Source organism: Helicobacter cetorum (genome assembly GCF_900198405.1).
Taxonomy (GTDB): Bacteria; Campylobacterota; Campylobacteria; order Campylobacterales; family Helicobacteraceae; genus Helicobacter; species Helicobacter cetorum_C.
The window spans coordinates 119,743-137,550 of record NZ_FZMR01000006.1 but is presented as its reverse complement, the minus strand read 5'-3'; the positions used below and the strand labels follow the sequence as shown (position 1 = coordinate 137,550).

The 17,808-nt window shown below is 34.0% G+C and carries 19 protein-coding genes and 1 pseudogene; 2 read left to right on the top strand and 18 right to left on the bottom strand.

The annotated features are described in order from the left end of the window. Nucleotides 1-41 precede the first annotated feature (41 nt). The 18 genes and pseudogenes from C6H25_RS02915 to C6H25_RS02830 all read right to left on the bottom strand — a co-directional run bounded on the left by C6H25_RS02915 (nucleotide 42) and on the right by C6H25_RS02830 (nucleotide 15,859). Entirely contained in the window at nucleotides 42-1,109 is a 1,068-nt protein-coding gene (locus tag C6H25_RS02915) for a TdeIII family type II restriction endonuclease (protein WP_104747968.1), read from the bottom strand. Nucleotides 1,110-1,112: 3 nt separating this feature from the next. Next, a complete protein-coding gene (locus C6H25_RS02910) occupies nucleotides 1,113-2,702 on the bottom strand; it encodes a DNA methyltransferase (protein ID WP_104747967.1) in 1,590 nt (529 codons plus the stop codon). 35 nt (nucleotides 2,703-2,737) lie between these two features. Continuing rightward, the gene (gene gmhA / locus C6H25_RS02905; RefSeq protein ID WP_104747966.1) at nucleotides 2,738-3,313 is read right to left on the bottom strand and encodes a D-sedoheptulose 7-phosphate isomerase; all 576 of its coding nucleotides are present in this window, start codon (nucleotides 3,311-3,313) and stop codon (nucleotides 2,738-2,740) included. Beyond that, nucleotides 3,306-4,697 carry a D-glycero-beta-D-manno-heptose-7-phosphate kinase gene (rfaE1, locus tag C6H25_RS02900; protein ID WP_104747965.1) on the bottom strand — a complete coding sequence of 464 codons (1,392 nt, stop codon included), beginning with the start codon at nucleotides 4,695-4,697 and terminating at the stop codon, nucleotides 3,306-3,308. The genes gmhA and rfaE1 overlap by 8 nt, the downstream gene beginning before the upstream one ends. Then, nucleotides 4,694-5,686 carry an ADP-glyceromanno-heptose 6-epimerase gene (rfaD, locus tag C6H25_RS02895; RefSeq protein WP_104747964.1) on the bottom strand — a complete coding sequence of 331 codons (993 nt, stop codon included), beginning with the start codon at nucleotides 5,684-5,686 and terminating at the stop codon, nucleotides 4,694-4,696. Before rfaD ends, rfaE1 begins: the two co-directional genes overlap by 4 nt. Further along, on the bottom strand, nucleotides 5,673-6,221 hold the full coding sequence (gene gmhB / locus C6H25_RS02890) for a D-glycero-beta-D-manno-heptose 1,7-bisphosphate 7-phosphatase (protein WP_104747963.1): 549 nt from the start codon (nucleotides 6,219-6,221) through the stop codon (nucleotides 5,673-5,675). The genes rfaD and gmhB overlap by 14 nt, the downstream gene beginning before the upstream one ends. Further along, nucleotides 6,208-6,936: a sulfite exporter TauE/SafE family protein gene (locus C6H25_RS02885; RefSeq protein ID WP_104747962.1), complete on the bottom strand. Its 729-nt coding sequence runs from the start codon at nucleotides 6,934-6,936 to the stop codon at nucleotides 6,208-6,210. Before C6H25_RS02885 ends, gmhB begins: the two co-directional genes overlap by 14 nt. Further along, nucleotides 6,933-7,559, bottom strand: coding sequence for a type III pantothenate kinase (locus C6H25_RS02880; RefSeq protein ID WP_104747961.1), 627 nt, complete (start codon nucleotides 7,557-7,559; stop codon nucleotides 6,933-6,935). Before C6H25_RS02880 ends, C6H25_RS02885 begins: the two co-directional genes overlap by 4 nt. Nucleotides 7,560-7,625: 66 nt before the next feature. Further along, nucleotides 7,626-8,777: pseudogene (locus tag C6H25_RS02875) on the bottom strand (hypothetical protein); the annotation flags it as partial. Between the two features lie 5 nt (nucleotides 8,778-8,782). After that, nucleotides 8,783-9,442 (bottom strand): hypothetical protein, encoded by a 660-nt coding sequence (locus tag C6H25_RS02870; protein WP_104747959.1) that lies wholly within the window; start codon nucleotides 9,440-9,442, stop codon nucleotides 8,783-8,785. Next, a complete protein-coding gene (gene dut / locus C6H25_RS02865) occupies nucleotides 9,439-9,876 on the bottom strand; it encodes a dUTP diphosphatase (RefSeq protein WP_104747958.1) in 438 nt (145 codons plus the stop codon). The genes C6H25_RS02870 and dut overlap by 4 nt, the downstream gene beginning before the upstream one ends. Next, complete coding sequence (gene greA / locus C6H25_RS02860) at nucleotides 9,866-10,360, bottom strand: transcription elongation factor GreA (RefSeq protein WP_104747957.1); 495 nt, start codon at nucleotides 10,358-10,360, stop codon at nucleotides 9,866-9,868. The genes dut and greA overlap by 11 nt, the downstream gene beginning before the upstream one ends. A 45-nt stretch (nucleotides 10,361-10,405) precedes the next feature. Next, nucleotides 10,406-11,482 (bottom strand): lipid-A-disaccharide synthase, encoded by a 1,077-nt coding sequence (gene lpxB, locus C6H25_RS02855; protein ID WP_104747956.1) that lies wholly within the window; start codon nucleotides 11,480-11,482, stop codon nucleotides 10,406-10,408. After that, a complete protein-coding gene (mua, locus tag C6H25_RS02850; RefSeq protein ID WP_104747955.1) occupies nucleotides 11,482-11,973 on the bottom strand; it encodes a nickel-binding protein Mua in 492 nt (163 codons plus the stop codon). Before mua ends, lpxB begins: the two co-directional genes overlap by 1 nt. Nucleotides 11,974-11,989: 16 nt before the next feature. Next, complete coding sequence (gene hypA, locus C6H25_RS02845; RefSeq protein WP_104747954.1) at nucleotides 11,990-12,343, bottom strand: hydrogenase/urease nickel incorporation protein HypA; 354 nt, start codon at nucleotides 12,341-12,343, stop codon at nucleotides 11,990-11,992. 61 nt (nucleotides 12,344-12,404) lie between these two features. Further along, on the bottom strand, nucleotides 12,405-14,561 hold the full coding sequence (gene flgE, locus C6H25_RS02840; protein ID WP_104747953.1) for a flagellar hook protein FlgE: 2,157 nt from the start codon (nucleotides 14,559-14,561) through the stop codon (nucleotides 12,405-12,407). A 405-nt stretch (nucleotides 14,562-14,966) separates the two neighbouring features. Further along, a complete protein-coding gene (locus C6H25_RS02835; protein WP_418904542.1) occupies nucleotides 14,967-15,431 on the bottom strand; it encodes a DUF1104 domain-containing protein in 465 nt (154 codons plus the stop codon). 35 nt (nucleotides 15,432-15,466) lie between these two features. Beyond that, nucleotides 15,467-15,859, bottom strand: a complete 393-nt coding sequence (locus C6H25_RS02830) for a DUF1104 domain-containing protein (RefSeq protein ID WP_418904541.1) — start codon at nucleotides 15,857-15,859, stop codon at nucleotides 15,467-15,469. A gap of 283 nt (nucleotides 15,860-16,142) precedes the next feature. On the opposite strand from C6H25_RS02830, the gene C6H25_RS02825 reads away from it, so the two are divergent. After that, nucleotides 16,143-17,177: a YeiH family protein gene (locus C6H25_RS02825; protein WP_104747950.1), complete on the top strand. Its 1,035-nt coding sequence runs from the start codon at nucleotides 16,143-16,145 to the stop codon at nucleotides 17,175-17,177. Then, nucleotides 17,178-17,807, top strand: coding sequence for a LysE/ArgO family amino acid transporter (locus tag C6H25_RS02820; protein ID WP_104747949.1), 630 nt, complete (start codon nucleotides 17,178-17,180; stop codon nucleotides 17,805-17,807). The last annotated feature ends 1 nt before the right edge of the window (nucleotide 17,808 follow it).

Below are 17,808 nucleotides of genomic sequence, written 5' to 3'. Positions count from 1 at the left end.
GTCAAGCCATCCATAAAATTATAGCCATACCCGTAATTCTATCATGCCAACCCTTTCAATTCATTATATCTATCAAACCTATACGCACCTTTTTTGTTCCCATTATTCTCAAATATTTGCTTATTGTATATCCTTATTAATTTTTGATTTCCTCTTATTCTTTCCTTAATAATTGAATCATTTTGCACCAATTCTAATTCGGAAATCAAAAACCAATTTTTTAAAATTTCTTGATGCTTTTGGTAAGAACGATTAGAAGTATCCATAAGATAGCAATAATGATTCATAAAATTAGTTGTTGAGATATGATTAATAATGTCTAAAATTTGTTCCATTGTTTCTTTTTCGCCAGATAAGAAATCCCAAAATTCTTGAGCCACTAAAACCTCTTGTTTATCAAAATATTTGGTCATATTGATAATTTGCTTTAAAAATCTATCTTTATTAAAACCACTTATTTTCTCAAGTTTTGAATCAACAGTAGAATCAAAAGGAAATCCTATGTAAAACTTAATCTCTTTATGAGGAAATTTTTTAAATAAAGCTGCCTTAGCTTCTAATATTTTTTGTTTCTCACCTCTCATTTCTCCAGAATTTGGCTTTACAGACTTTAATTCAATGGCATAAATAGCATTATTCTCTTCAATAAAAATATCTGCTGAAAAATCCATCGCATCAATTTTAAAATCATCATAATCATAAAACAACAATTTATTTTCATGCTCTAGATTAGGTTTTGTAGCAGAAGTGCTCAAATTAGCAATAATTCGAGCAATATTATTTCTTTGGATCTGTGATATTTTTAAATTGCCCAGTCGCTTAGAAGTATATTCTCTTTTTTCGCCATGACTAATATGGTGAGCAATATTTTCAAAAAAAGCTTGGCCAAGTGTTGTATTAAGACCATGCATCCAACTGCTTAGCGAAATAAAAAATTCCATATCAGAAACTTTGTTAGAAAATTTATCTTTAAACGCATTTAAAAAGGCTGTATGAAAGGGTGCGTTTCTATTTAAAGAGCATTCATTAGGAAAATTATCAAATCTGCTAACAAGTGTCTTAATAACCTCTATAGCTATTTTTTCTTTCACGCTTTTATCTAATGCCATTTTTTATTTTTCCTTTAAATGAAAAATAATCTCTGCATAAGCAGACTTATCAATTTCTGTGCGATTTAATACGGGACGCTTGTATTCTTTGATAATTTGCATATTAGCTTTTTTTGCAATTTCTGGATATAGATTAAATTTATCATTTGCCACTAAAAATATATCATAATCAATTTGCAAATATTGTTTTACATTGTTTAAAACTTGTGCCATATTATCAATATAGGATTGTTTTGCAAGTAATCCTTGACCCTTAAACAAAGGACCAATTTCTAAGTCATCATTTCGCTCAAAATTAAATAAATCATAAGCATAGGCATGTTGATTGTGATAATCAATCAATCCCACATAAGGTGGACTAGAAAAAATTCCTCTAATTTTTTGCTTTTTAATTAGTGTTGCTAATTTTTTATTTTCTTTTTCAATAGCCTTGATTATACCAATTGTTCTGCTATCGCCCTGCAAGCAAATTTGCACAGTATCGGTTTTTAAAGACTGAAATTCTTTCAAACGCCTTAAAGCATCTTTACAATAACGTTCCCACCAAGAAATTATAGAGAATAAGGGCTTACAAATTTTAGCGTGTTTTTTACAATAATAAGGTTTTATGACAGGCTCTTTCAAAGTAGCTAAATCTGAGTGAGTAGTAGCACGACAACTTCTTAAAGTGCGGCTTAATATCACACTAATAATTTCTTGCAAACACTTATTTTTAACTTGTTTTAATTCTTTAAAAACAAAGTCTATTTCTTTTTTAATAGGCTCTAAATACCATTGCCCTAAAAAAGAGTTGGTATCATCTTGTTTAATTTTCAATGGATATTTTTGCTGTAATGCTTTAAAGATTAGATTAAATTCTTGCTCTTTAATCAAAGCATATTCTTTTTCATTGATTTGTTTTTGTCTGACTTTAATCTTAAATTCTGGCGAGGGAAAATACTGCTGATTAAAAACATTCAGCTCCTCTAATAATTCTTTGTCAAAAACCAGATTTGAATTTTTGAGAATATAATCTTTTAAAGAGTTAGTTATTTTTTTTAATTGCTTATCTAATTCTTTCAAATCAAACTCTTTAATTTTCACATTTGAAATGAGTGCATTAAATAAGCTAATATCTATACCCACAGCATGCATGCTTAGCTCATTAGCCTGAACTAATGTTGTGCCACTGCCACAAAAAGGGTCTAAAATAATATCACCTTTTTTAAAAATGACTTCCCTTTTAAAGTCGTCTGTATGATTGTCTAAAAAATACTCTACAAGCTGAGGAATAAATTTACCCTTATAGGGGTGTAATCTATGCACATGTTTTGTGGTGTCTTTTTCTTTCAAATGTTCAAAAGATAAATTCCAATTTAAATCATCGCCCAATTTAGTTTTATAATCATTTTGCCTTCTATCCTTATATTGCTGATAATACTGCACCAAATCCTTTTGAGCTATGAAGGTCTTCTTGTCAATTTCATACTTTTTAATTAGTCCATATTGAATTAGGTATGAAATATTAGAAGAGGTAACATTTTTATTCAGATATTCGCTTGCAAAAACACTCGCTTGTTTTACACTCAGAAATCCATCTGTTTTTCCTGTCAAAATACCCTGCCTAATATCATAATAAAATAAAAAATTTAATTCTTGCTTGCAAAATGCCTTTCAATACAATCACACAAAATGTGAATAATAAGAATATGGATTTCTTGGATTCTTGGTGTATCATTATTAGGCACAATAAGGGCTATATCACTTAGTTCTCTCATCTTCCCGCCATCACGCCCCACTAAACTAAGAGTTTTAATCCCCAAATCTTTTGCTTTTTTATAAGCCTTTAAGATATTTTTGGAATTTCCGCTCGTAGAAATCCCTATTAAAACATCTTTTTGCGTTCCTAATGCTTCTAATTGTCTAGCAAACACTTCTTCATAGCCATAATCATTCGCAATAGCAGTGAGTGCTGAAGTATCCGTATTAAGGCTTATGGCACTCAAGCCCTTTCTCTCTAATTTATAACGCCCTGTTAATTCTGCAGCAAAATGTTGCGCATCGCTCGCACTCCCCCCATTACCACAAATAAGGATTTTCCCTTGATTTTCTAAGGTTTCTATCAAAAGACGAATGCTTTGAGTTAAAGTTGCTTGCAAGCTTTGTAAGCTTTTTTCTAACGCTTCTTTATGGGCTAAAAATTCTTGCTCTATTAAATTAGTCATTGTATGTCCTTGTAATTTTTTCTATAATTTTACTTGTAGAACGCCCTTCCTCAAGCTCAATCAAACGCACTTCTTTAGCAAATTCACTCCCTACTACTTCTTGATTGAGATAATCCGCTCCCTTAACTAAAATATCAGGTTTTATGGCTTTTATCAATTCTTTTGGCGTATCTTCTTCAAAGATTACAATATAATCCACACAAGACAAACTCGCTAAAAGAAACGCTCTATCATCTTGGGCGATTATAGGGCGATTCTCTCCCTTAAGTCTTTTGATAGAATCATCACTATTTAACCCTACAATAAGAATATCCCCTAAAGCTTTGGCTTTTTGCAAATAACTCGCATGCCCTTTATGAAGAATATCAAAACAGCCATTGGTAAAAACAATCTTTTGTTTGGTGTGTTCTAAGATTTTTAAAAGCTTTTCTAAAGAAATGATTTTAGGGTGGGTTTGATTTAAAATTAAAGCGATTTCTTCTAAACTTGCTAACGCGCTCCCCACTTTAGTAACCACTACAGCAGCAGCAGCATTGGCAAACTCACAAGCTTCTTTGATATTCTTTGTCTCTAATAAAGAGAGCATTAAAGATGCAATCACTGTATCGCCAGCACCCGTTACATCATAAACTTCTTTAGCAATCGTAGGGCAATTAATAAGCGTGTCTTTTTCTAAGAAAGCGATGCCTTGTTCGCTTAAAGTTACCAAAGGAATAGCAATGTGGTAAGTTTCTGCTAAGATTTTAAGAGCTTTCAATAAATTCGTATGGCTATTTAAATTCAAATGAAGAGCTTGCTCTAACTCAGCACGATTAGGTGTAATCAAACTCGCATAAGAATATTTACTATAATCTTTCCCCTTAGGGTCGCATAAAATAAGTTTATGGTGTTTGTTAGCTAGAGCAATAATTTCTTGAGTTAGCTCAAAATCTAGCACGCCCTTATTATAATCTGAAAGAATAATGCCATCAATTTCTTTAATTTTTTCTGTGATAAAATCTAAAAGGCATTTTCTTAAAGTAGCATTTAAAGGGTCTTTATTTTCCTTATCCACACGCACAATTTGCTGATTTTGTGCGATAATGCGAGTTTTTAATGTGGTGCAACGGGTGCTATCAGTTAAAACACCTGTGGTCTCAACATTTCTTACTCTTAGGGCATTAAGAAAATGCTTGCCTTCTAAATCATCTCCTATTACCCCACATAAAAAAACTTTTACTCCTAAAGAAATAAGATTGTTAGCCACATTAGCGGCTCCGCCTAAATTCTTGCTCTCTTTTTTAACTTCTAAAACAGGCACAGGGGCTTCAGGCGAAATGCGTTCACTCTTCCCCCATAAATAATAATCTGCGATTAAATCCCCTACGACTAAAATTTGTTTCATGTGTGTTGTTCTTTAAAAATCATATGAATATGGGGCAAATAATCTTTGATACCACTTTCTAAATCATATAAAGGCGTATAATCTAAATCTAGTGAAGTGGGTTCAATATCAGCTTGCGTATGCTCTTGAAAGAAACTATAAGGATTTTTAATATAAGTAACTTTAAAGTCCCCCAAATGCTCTTTTAAAATTTTAATAATATCATTATAACTTCTTGCTTCTGAATAGCCCACATTATAAATCCCACTTTTTTGAGCTTTCATAGCTTTTACATTTGCTTGAATAACATCTTCAATATAGACAAAGTCTCTTAATTGCTCGCCAAATTCAAAAAGCTTGACTTCTTTAAATTCCATAGCTTGTAAAGCTAGTTGTAAAATCATAGAAGCGGTTTTTTCTTTATAAAATTCTCTAGGTCCATAGACATTAAAATAGCGTAAGCCCACTTGAATACTATCATTTTGATTAGAGCGGATATATTCGTCCATGCAAAGTTTAGAAAACCCATAGACATTCTTTGGATTTTCACCAAAGCCTACTCTATTTGGGGCTTTGGTGTTACCATAAGTGCCTGCTGAAGACGCATAAATCACTTTTGCCTTTTTTCTATTAGTAATTTCTAAAAGCCTTAAAAAAGCTTGATAATTTGTTTTCATCACTAATTCTTGGTCTAGAACGGTCGTATCAGAAATAGCCGCTTGATGGAATAAATAATCAAAATGCAGATTTTCTAAACGCCTTAAATCCAAAGGGTTGTTAATATCTGCTGTGATAATTTCACCCTTAAAACCGATTAAATTCTTAAAATGTCCCAAGGAGCTTGGGCGATGATTGCTTAAAAGTGTGTTGTTACGAAATTTATCTAAAACAATTACTTTAGCTTTAGGGTGGTTATTTTGAAAATAAAAGGCTAAATTACTGCCTATAAAGCCTGCTCCACCTGTAATTAAAATGGTTTTATTCTCTAGTTCATCATCAATATAACGCATTTTTTGTCCTTAATTTGATATAATCAATCATTTCTTTAAAATCTTTACATTGTATCCAAGAATGAGAAGTTTTTAAAGGGTTTGTTGTGAGTAAAATATTGTTTTTGACTTTCGCATTCAAACCTGCCATAACATCACTTTCTTTATCGCCTATCATAAAAGATTGTTCCAAATTGATGTTGTGTTCTTTAGTGGCTTGTAAAATTAAAAGTGGTTTTGGTTTTCTACACTCGCAATTTTCTTGTGGCGTATGCGGGCAAAAATAAATGCCATCTAAAGAAAAACCTAAATTTTTTAATAAATTTTCTTGGAGATACTCTGTGAGTTTTTCAAAGTCTTTGAGCGTATAATAGCCACGATTAATGCCGGATTGATTGGTGATTAAAAGAAGTTTATAGCCTAAATCTTTAGCATGGCTTAATAATTCAAAAATGCCCTTTTGAAATTCAAAATCTTCTTTTTTATACACATAGCCCTTATCAATATTGATAATGCCATCTCTATCTAAAAACAGTGCCTTATTAGTGGTGTTCATGTTGGTGAATCTCGCTAGAATGATTGGATTGATGGTGGTTAGAATGGGGCATTTTATGATTGATTAGCATAACCCCCATATAAAAGACATAAACCCCAAAGACAAAGATTAAAATTTTAGATACAACATTAAAAAACTTCCTATATGAGAGCCTGCTTAAAATCATTCCCATTAAAAATAATGGCACACTCGTGCCAAGCCCAAAAGCAAGGCCTAACATAGCCCCCATAAGCACGCTATGACTAAGGGCTACGCTCGCTAAAAACATATATACCATCATGCAAGGTAGAAAACCATTCAACACGCCTAAGATATATAGGGCTAACACACTTTGTGAGCGTAAAGTTTTTTTAATCAAAGTAGAAATAAAAGAAATTTGAAAACCTAGCTTTTCTATCTTTGTCCCTAATAGAGCTAAAAGGATTAAAAACACTCCCATGCTTATAAATAAAACGCCCTTAAAAAACATGCTTACGCTAATCACATTCCCTAAACCTGCCACAATAGCCCCTAGCAACATGTAAGTGCTAATTCTTCCTAAATTATAAAGAGCATGACAAATAAATTGATAAGAAAAACTTGTAACTTTAGAAAATCTTATTTGGCTAAACGCACTCACAATCCCCCCACACATGCCTACACAATGCCCTAAAGACATGCTTAATGCAGCTAAAAACATACCTAAGAAACTTAAGTGCTCTAATGAATCTGTCATAAAAGCCCTATTTTCTTAAGAGCGATTTCTATACCATCAAAAACCAGTCGTTCATTACAAATTGAATGGGGCAAAAAAGCACTCAAAAACTTCGCATCGCCCCCACAAAGATAGATTTTTTGATTTTGTGCTAAATTTTGAATACAAGACACTATACTAGAAATGATGCCATAATTCACGGCATCTTGTGTGTTTTTGGGTAAAATCTCTAATGAATTTAAGACCTTGAAAGGTTGCTCTAAAATACTCGCACTCGCTTTATAGGCATGAATATATTGAGCTAGACCGGGTAGAATACACCCCCCCAAATGCTTGCTATCTTTTACTATATCAATAGTAATCGCACTTCCAGCATCTACCACAACCCCATTACTCACAGCTAAACATGCCATTTGTCTGTCTATCCCAAGCCCTACATAGTCTGTTTCTAAACTAAAAAATTCTGCAATATTTTTAGCACTAGGATAAACATTTAAAAGAGCTTTTTCATTTTCATTATTCACGCTAATATAAAAAATTTCACCTTCAATATTCAAGTGCTTTAAATTTTCTTTAGTGCTTGAAAACAGCCTATAACCTTCTGCAAAATGAATATGCGTATTGCCTATATCACATAAAACCATGAGCTATTCTTTATGCTTGTACTTTGTTTTATGCTTTGTTGGTTTAGGTATAGGCATAGGTCTAGTGGGATAAAGTTTTGGCTTAAAAGCGTTATAATCTAAATAATAGCGATCATAATACACACGATTCTTATCATAAAAAATCCCTTTATTCAAGCGTTTTGTTGGCATAATCTTATAAATTTTATACACATCATAGTGGTCTAGGTCTATCTCCACTACATAACCACGCTTTTCTAAAGAATAAAGCTTATTATCTTTTAATACAATCGTGCTTAAAGAGGCAAAGGGCAATTTAACGCTGTTTAATTCCCTTAGAGTTCTATCCATTTGTAAAATCTGTCCATCTAAAGTCAGCACATACAAACGGCCTTTATTGTAGAGCAAATCTAAAACATCTCCCTCATAAGTAAACTCTTGACCGCTCACTACAGATAAAATCCGCTTGCCCGTTGAGGCTATCATATTATCCCCATCTACAATAAGATAAGTTACATTATTAAAAAACTTTTCACTATGGATAACAATATTTCTAATAGGTGTAGGGTCTCCATGCACATAATCTACTACTAATAAACGCCCATCTAACATAGGAAAAACCACTACCGTATCCATAAAAATAGGCATAGCCATTAAAGAATTAATCGCTGTGCTTGGTGTGCCTTTTTCACTAAAAAGCAATTTTTTTGAAGTAATATCATATAGATTGGCTGAGTTATCCGCCAAAACAACTGCCAAAACATTACCCTTAACACTCGCACTTAAAGCAAAGGTTTCTAAAGGTATTATAATAGACTTTTGTGTGGATTTAGGGTCGTTATTGATAAGCTCTAATTGGTGGCATGACTTATCATTAACTTCTTCTTTAACACCTTTAAGCTTAATATCGGTTTCTTTGGTTTTTTTAGCCCTAGACTTGCTTTCTTTTTTATTAAGGCAATCTTGAGCTAAGATAAAATAGCCTTGGCTTTCATTCAAAAAACTGCTTTCATAATTAAAATTCTTACCGATTTTTAATTGCGTCATGCCATTAGAATCAATCACAACGCCATTTTTTAGCACCGCTCCATAGCGGTTAGAAGAAGTTATACTTTCTTGCAAAGTGCTAGAAAACCCTACTTCACCTTTAATCATATAGCTAGGTGGTCTAAAGTATTTCCTAGTATTACAACCTGCAAAAAGAATGAATACCAATAGGATTAGAAATTGTCTGTTCATAAAGATTAATGTTTTCCTTGAGTGTTGGAACTCTTTGAGTTTTCTTGTTTTAAAGGTTTTTCTACCTTAGAAGACTGCGTCGCTCCATAATGTTTTAAAATAGAAATCATGGCATACAAAGAGGAATTTAGAGGGATAGTCCCTAGTATCTTATGGGCTTGCATAATGGAATCTTTAGAATTTTCTTTATAGAGTAGCCCTACCTCTTGCAAAGCGCTTAATTCCTTGAGTATAGGACTATTTTTAAGCAAACTCTTATTTTCAGTAAGAGAGGCATAAGTATAATTCGCAAGGATTTTAACCACTTCATTAGAAGATTGTAACAAACCTTTTAATATTTGAGCATCATTTTGCTTGCTTGCTATAGAAAACTGATACAAATCATAGAGTTCGGGTGCTGTTTCTTTGAGTCTCTCTTGTAAAGCTAGGTTATTAGGATTTTCCAACACTTCATTATAAATCTGTGTGATTCGCTCGCTTTTTTGCTGTTGTTGATAGGTTTGCAACTTCTGGTCGCCAAAATAGGCAATTACAGCTACAACAATAAATAATAATATCCATTTATAACGCTTATAAAATTTTTCAATCCTAAAAGCCCCCTCTAGCAACTTTTCATCGCTTTTAAATTCCGCTTTGACTTGTTCTAACTCACTTTTAATACTCATTCTTTACTCACTCCTGTGCTACCAAATCCCCCACTACCTCTTGAAGTTTCATCTAATTTTTCGCATTCTAAAAATTCTGCTTTATAAGTCTTTTGAACCACACCCTGAGCAATCCTATCACCTACTTGAACTTTGAAATCTTGATCGCTAAAATTTGCTAAAATAACCTTAATCTCGCCCCTATAATCATTATCCACGGTTCCGGGAGAATTTAACACCATTATTTGATTTTTTAAAGCTAGACCACTACGAGTTCGCACTTGCAACTCATACCCCTCTTCTAGAGCTAAACATAACCCCGTAGCAACCAACCCAACGCTATGAGATTTAATTACCACATCTTCTATTGCATGCAAATCAAAGCCCGAAGAACCTTCTGTTTGATACTTAGGAATAATGGCATTTGAATGGATTTTTTGTATTTTAATTTTCATCAAAGCAAATCTCTTTATAACAAATATCTAAAATTTCAAAATCGCTTTCCCCACTAGGCAGCTGGATTGTTACTTCATCGCCCTTACTCTTGCCTATTAAACTTTTTGCAATAGGCGAACCAAAAGAAATTAACCCTTTAGTTGGATTACTCTCTACACTCCCTACTATCGTATAAGAAAACTCTTTATCATTATCTAAATTAAGAATTTTAACCGTGCTTCCAAAACTCACTTTATTATGTGCCAAGGTGCTTGGGTCAATCACTTGAGCGTTAGCAACAATCTCGCTTAAATCAACAATTCTTGCCTCAATAAAGCGTTGCTTTTCTTTAGCGGCATGGTATTCGGCATTTTCTTTTAAATCCCCATGTCCTCTAGCAATATCAATTTCTTTTACGATATTAGGGCGTTCAATTTCTTTTAGTTGTTTTAATTCTGCACAAATCTTATTGTATCCATGCATACTCATAGGTTCTTTATTCATTTAATCTCCTAAGCTTACGAAGTAGAGATTATAATAAAAATTAGGTTAATTTAGCATGAAAGCTATCTCTTTAGCGATATTATTGGCACTCCCACTACCTAAATATTCTCTTAATCTCAAACTTTCTTTAAAATAATGCTCTCTATCCATATTTTTATAAGCCTTTAACAAACTTTCTACACTCAAAAAATGCTGGATTAATTCTTCATGTAATTTAGTTTTTCCAAGCCCAGCTTTTTCGCCATTTAAAGCGTTATAAAAAATATTAGCTAATCCTATATAATGCAAATTTACAAAAATTCTAGCAATTAAAAAATCAACTTTTTTGGCTCTATACGCTAATACAAAGGGCGTGCCAATAAGACTTGCCTCCAAAGTCGCTGTGCCACTACAAATGAATGCAAACTCTGCTTCATGCAAACTCTTATGGGCATCATAAGAGATTTCAAACAATTCAATATCTTTTCCATAAAGAGCTTTTAAATCTAAGTCTTTAAAAAAACTCGGCACAACTAACACACGCTTTTTTAAGCCCTCATCTCGCTCTAAAATCTTAGCCACTTCTACAAATAAAGGAAATATTTTAGCGATTTCAGTTTTTCTGCTCCCGGGCATAAAAACTAGTCCCTCGCCCTTAGAGCTTTCTTTGCGATATTTAATCTCATCTAATAAGGGGTGTCCTACATACTGAGCCTTTTTTTGGTAATAGCTCGTTTCAAAAGGCAAAATCGCTCCCAAAAAATCGCAATGTTTTTCAATGCTTTTAGCACGCCATTTTTTCCATGCCCAAACTTGCGGTAAAATATAATAAATAATTTTTTTACTAGGGTCTTGTTTTTTGATTTTTTTAGCTAAAGGTATATTAAAAGAAGATGAATCCATTAAAAGCACTAAATCTGCTTGTTTAGCTAATTTAACCATTTCTTTATGGGCTTTTAATAAAAATCCTAAACGCCCTATAACATCTCTAAAACCCATGATAGAAAATTCTCTAGGACTATAGAGTGCATTCTCTCCCTCAAACACTCCAATAAAACGATAATCTTTAGGTAAAAATTTTTGCAACTCTTTTAAATGCACATTAGAGCTTACCTCTAAAGCACTCACTAAAATAGTAGGCATTACTCGTCCTTTAAAAGGTTTTGGTTTTGATAAAGTTGAATTTCTTTGTGCATGTCTCTTAGTTCAATTTTTAGCACTGAAATTTCAAAATCCTTTTTAGATAATTGGTTTTTTAGTATCTTATTTTCACGCAATAAACTACGATATTGTAAATAAAGCTCTTCACTAAACAAGCGCTTTAGAGGTTTAGCGACCATAATCGTATTATCTTTATCATAGACTTCAACCTCCTCAAGCACACAAGGTAAGACAATTTCTTTAATGTCTTTATTTTCTAAGGGGAGCCTTTTGTCCAAACGCAAAGTTTCTTGCTGGCTTTTTTCTTTTTGGAGTTCTTGCTTGATATTCTCTAAAGCCAACATTTTTTTTTGAAAAACCTTTTGGGTATGCGCCAACTCAAGGCGCATTTTTTTTAAAGCCTCTTTAGATTCTGCGATTTCTTTTTCGTAAGTTCTAAGCTCTGCCTCAAGTTCTTCGTTTGTTTTACACATAGTAATTCTCTAGTAATCACTCTCCTAACATTTCTAAAGACAACAAACGCATTTCATTACCCTGAGTGATACTCACATTCTTACCCTGACATTTTTCGCACACCCCATAATCCAAAGTGTTAGGTTTAAAAACATGCGAACAATCTTTGCATTCTAGCTCAATCTTTTCATCTACAATATCTAAAATGGCATCTTTACACACCAAAGACTCTTCTCTAAAAGTCTCAAACGCACTCACAAACAAGCTCTTATCCATTCCGCTTCTTTCGCCAATGCCCACCACCACTCTTTCAATCTTATGGGCTTGATTTTTCTTAGCATGCTCTTCACAGAGCGTGATTAAAGAAGAAACGACTGAGTATTCATGCATACTAAACCTTAATTAAAAAAATTCAAACCCCTATTATATTGTAATAGGGTAATTTTTTATCTTATTGCTTAAGATTTAATAGGGTGTTAAGGATTTGATCTGATGTAGTTACTGCTTTAGAGTTAGCTTGAAATCCTCTTTGAACCACAATCAAATTCGTTAAACTACGGCTTAAATCCACATTACTAGATTCTAGTTTAGAGCCAGAAACAGAACCCCTACGCCCTGTGTTTGCCGCACCTATTAAAGCCTGTCCTGAGTTACCCGTTTGAGAAAAGACATTTCCCCCTAGTGCCTGTAAGCCCGCATCATTAGCAAAATTCGCCAAAGCCACTTGAGCTAGAGCCAAAGTTCTACCATTACTAAACGCCCCTAAAAGCACGCCATCAGAATCAAAACGCACATCCATTAAATCGCCCGCTTGATAGCCATTTTGCTCAATCGCATAAGTTTCAGAAATCTTATCTACGCTTGTTAATCCATCAAAGCTCCCTGATGAACCAAAGGCTAAATTAATGCGTTGAGGAGAATCCGCACCATTTTTAGGATTGAATTGTAAAAGAGGCGGATTCATGCCAGCTAAAGAGCCGTCATTATTAAAACGCAAACGCCCCCCTTCAAACACATTAGGACGAGTAGCAGAGCCTCCTACTAATTCTGCAGGTTCAGGCACAATCGCTCTAAAATTCCATTCTGCCCCCCCACTTCTATAAAACTCAATCCTTAAAGTGTGTTTAGAACCCAAACTATCTACAATATCAATGCTAGTGGCATGGGTAGCGTGCGTTATCCTAGAGCTACTAGCTACCGCACCCCCCTCAATTAAAGAAGCCGTATTAAGCCCTTTCATCGTGTTTTTAAACAAGACATTATTGGTTACGGTTCCAGAAGAATACCCACTCACAAAGATATTAAGGTTTTCTTTAGTGGCGTTACCATTATCTTTATTATTGATTTCAAACATACCAAATTGATTTACCGTAACCCCCACAGAGGCGGCTGAATCTTTATAATTGTCCGCCATTGTAGGGTCTTTAATAATGTTAGCGTCATGTTGGATTAACGCACGCAATTCATCAGTGGTTCTAAATTGTCCGTTCTCTGCATTAGGGCTAATAGAATGCGTATAGCTATATTTAAAGGCTGTTACATCTTTATCCCCTTCTGCGAAATTAGAAAACGCTCCTGTTCCTGCTTTAGTTACCACAATGTTTTTAAGCTTTTCATCGCCATCTAATTCGTTTTTATTTTCCAAGCGTAATTGCGTGCCATCTAAATACGCCTCAATACCGGTTTGATTTTTTACCGCATTGATAGCGTTTTGAGCTGCTACTAGGCTTGAAGTTCTGCTGACTGCTGAATCGTTAGTGAAAGAAATCTTAGTGCCGTTTAATTCAAGCGTGTTATTCTCTGCAGAGGGTGCGATGTCTTTTTTCATCACAGAGCTTTTATAACTCACCCAAACCCCTTGATTTTCATTCAATAAAAAGGCATCGCCATCTTCATTATATAAAGAGCCCATATCCTCTGCTACTTGCGTTAAATTCGTGCTAGAGTCATACATAGGGCTAATGCCATCTGATGGGGTTTTAGCAGAAGAATCTAGGGCAAAAATACTCGCTGTTTCATCAGCATGCCTTCCAGCGTTTAAATTCGCTCGCATAGAAATGCGATTACTCGCTCTTGCTGGCATAACCATACCGGGGTCAATTCTAATATTTTCTAAAGGACCGGTATTATCCACTTTTAAAGCATCAGTATCGCTCCCTTTAGTGCCTGTGTCTGTGCCATTTCTAACCCAGCCTTGCACCACAAGCCCACCGGTAGTAACCAAGCTCCCTTGCGCATCAAATAAAAACTCCCCATCTCTAGTGAAATTACGAGTAACCCCCCTATCAGGGCTAATGATAAAAAAGCCATCGCCTTGAATCGCTAAATCCGTTTTTACATCAGTGTTTTGGATATTACCTTGTGAAAAGATTTTTGTGGTCGCATCCACGCCTACCCCAAGACCCACAGAAAAATCATTCTGTCCTGCTAAACCATTTTTATAGGGTGCAGTAGCAATGAGTTTGACTTGAGAGAGCATATCCACAAAAGACGCCCTAGAATATTTAAAACCAGTAGTGTTTACATTAGCGATATTATTACTCTCAATATCTAAAGCAATTTGATGGGCTTGCATTCCATTAACACCAGACCATAAAGACCTAAGCATGGCTATCCTTTAATAAAATAAATTCAATCTATGCAAAATAAAGCAAAAATTGTTCCAAAAATAATTAAACCTTGCTAGAACAACATTAAAAAATACTTTTTTGCATTTCAAATAAAACAAGAACAAAAATAAAAATTCTTACCATACTAAACTTATGGAAAAGTTTTTTGCAAGGAGCTTTCGTATTTTTAGACACCAAATTGCATGTATTTATCTTTTTTAATGTCCTTCAGCAGCTTCTATGTTTCTCATAACAATGTGAGTTCCGTATTGATAGTATTTTTATACAAACCCTATGTAGCTTTTTATGCTTTAATTACGCTCTCAGTTTCGTAAGGCAAATTTTATAGGTTATGGAGCCAAAACAAAACCCTTTAAAAGCTTAAAAAGGGATTGTCTTAACTCTTAGTGGTGTTCTTTATCCTCATGTTTTTCTTGCTCATGCTTATGTTTTTTACCACAATCACAAGATTTTAAACCAAGCTCTTTTGCTTTCTCACTCTTAGTAGCGTTCTTTTTTTTACCACAATCGCAAGATTTTAAACCAAGCTCTTTATCCGTATCTTTCATGTTGTGCTTATCAAGCTCTTCTTTAATCGCTTTTCTGCGTGCCTCAAATTCTGCCACGGTCATATCATCAGTATTTTTAATCGCATATTCATGTAACTGCTTGTGAAACTCAGCTCGCTTTTCTTTAGGCATCGCTTTCATGCGTTTTCTCAACTCTTTTTTATAATCTACAATATCTTTTGGAGCAACAATTCCAGCCATTTTTGCCAAGTCTAAATCACTTTTTTTACTAAAATCTGTTGCACTTAAGGGTGCTAATAAAAGCGTTACTAAAGAAAACGCTAAAAAACCTTTTTTTATCATTGTATATCCTTTCCTATCTTAAAATTAATCCATCACTTAGGGGAGCAATGCTCATCATCTTTGACTTTTTTAGCTCTGCACCAAACTTTCCTTGCATCGCCACTGCAAACGCTCACATTAAGCCCCTTAGCTTTAATCTCTTCAGCACTTAAACCTTTAGTCTTTTCTGCCAATTCTTTACGCACTTCTTCACGCATCTTTCTAAAGTCTTCTTCACTCATTTTGGAAAGATTTTTTTTTGCCTCTTTGCTGAAACTCGCACGAAATTTCTTAGCCTCTTCAGCATTTAAAGCTTTAAGGCGTTTAGACACTTCCATGCGATAATCAATCGCCTCACTAGAAGGCAAGGTTCCTGCTAATTTTAAAAGTTCTTTGTCGCTCTCTTTTGAAAAGTCTCTCGCATGCACTGCTTGAAAGCCAAACATAAAAATCAAAACTAAAAATAAATTCTTTTTAACGCTCATTTAATCTATCCCTCATTAAAAAAATGACTATCTAAATGAAATAGCCTTAAATACACATCATACCACAAAATTCTATGATAATCAAAATAAGCTAATAAAGCCATAATTTAACTTCTTATGATGTATTATTCATGTATTATTCCAAAAATGTTAAAAAACCTAGCTATTTAATATTATTTTGGCAATAATTCAAAAATATTCAATAGACTAGATGAGAAATTTTATATCGCTTAAGGATAGCTTAATGAAAACAAACAGCTTAAAAAACTATCTTTTGGGACTTTCTGTAGTAGGGGTTATTGTGGCATTAGCTCTTTATGTAGCAGAGTTTGCTTTTTTTAAAGATAATCATATCTCCGCGCTTTTAGTAGGGGTTTTAATAGGACTTTTAGGCTCTTTTATTTATCCTAAATACTCTCATCATTTAAATAGTGGGGTGCAATTTAGTGCTAAAAAACTTTTGCGTTTTGGAGTCGTCCTTTATGGCTTTAAAGTAAGTGTAACAGAGATTTTAAGCTATGGTTTTTCGCCCCTTTTAATCGCTCTTATTGTGGTGGTTTTTATCTTTTTTGTAGGGGTCTTTTTGGGAAATAAACTAGGGCTTGATGGCGAAACTTCTATGCTTGTTTCTATAGGCAGTGCAGTTTGTGGAGCAGCGGCAGTCTTAGCACTAGAGGGGGTTTTAAAATCTAAGCCTTTTAAAAGCGTGATAGCCGTTGGCACAGTGATTGTTTTTGGGCTATTTTCTATGTTTTTTTACCCTTTTATTTATAATCTAGGCATTATCCCTTTAAATCCTATGCAAGAAGGCGTGTATATTGGTGCGACCTTACATGAAGTAGCAAATGTTGTGGGGGCAGCCAGCTCTATTTCATCAGACGCTGAAAAAATCGCTGTTACGATTAAAATGGTGCGTGTGATAATGCTTATCCCCCTACTACTTGGCATTTCTTTATATCTAGCTAAAAATAACCAAACAACAGAAAAAACAAAAATACAAATCCCATGGTTTGCGTTCGCTTTTTTGGGCATGGTCATTATTCATTCTTACTTGCCTTTAATAACAAAGGATTTTTTAAGCCCTCAAGTCTTGCAAGATAGCTTTGCTTTTTTAAGGAAAATTTCAGAAATTTGTCTTATTTTTGCTATGAGTGCACTAGGACTTCAAGTAGATGTAAAAAACTTCGCCTCTAGTGGGAGTAAAGCCTTTTTGCTCGCCTTAATCTTATTGTTTGTGTTGGTGGGTGGGGGCTTATTTTTAGTGAAGTGGCTTGTATAAATGTTCACTTTTTTAAAGGGTTTTGGCCTAGCACTATCTTTAAATGTCGCTATAGGTGCACAAACCCTATTTATTATACAACAAGGCATAGCTAGAAATCATGTGTTTTTAATCTGTGTCATTTGCTTTGTTTGCGATATTTTTCTAATGAGTGCTGGAGTATTTGGCGTGGGAGCGTATCTTTCTCAAAAACCCTATATAGCTTTAGCACTAAGTCTTTGTGGAGCTTTATTTACGGGTTATTACGCTTTTATGGGGTTTTTAGGACTTTTAAAAACTTCACAAACTAAAAAATCTCAAACTCTTGAGATTTTATCGTTAAAAAAGACTTTGCTATTTACTTTAGCGGTTAGCTTGCTTAACCCTCAAATTTATTTAGAAATGCTGTTTTTAATTGGTGCGAGTGCGATTTCACTTGACAATGTTAGAAAACTTATCTTTTTATTTGGTGCACTCTTTGCGTCGTTATTATGGCTTGGAACATTAGGGAGCTTGTCAGCTCGCTATGGCTCTATCTTTTTGAGTAACAAAAAAGCTACCATAGGCATAAACCTTTTAATCTTGGTGGTTATGGGAAGTATTTGTCTTACTCTAATAAAAGATTTTTTAGCTCTTTTAGAAACGCTCTAAT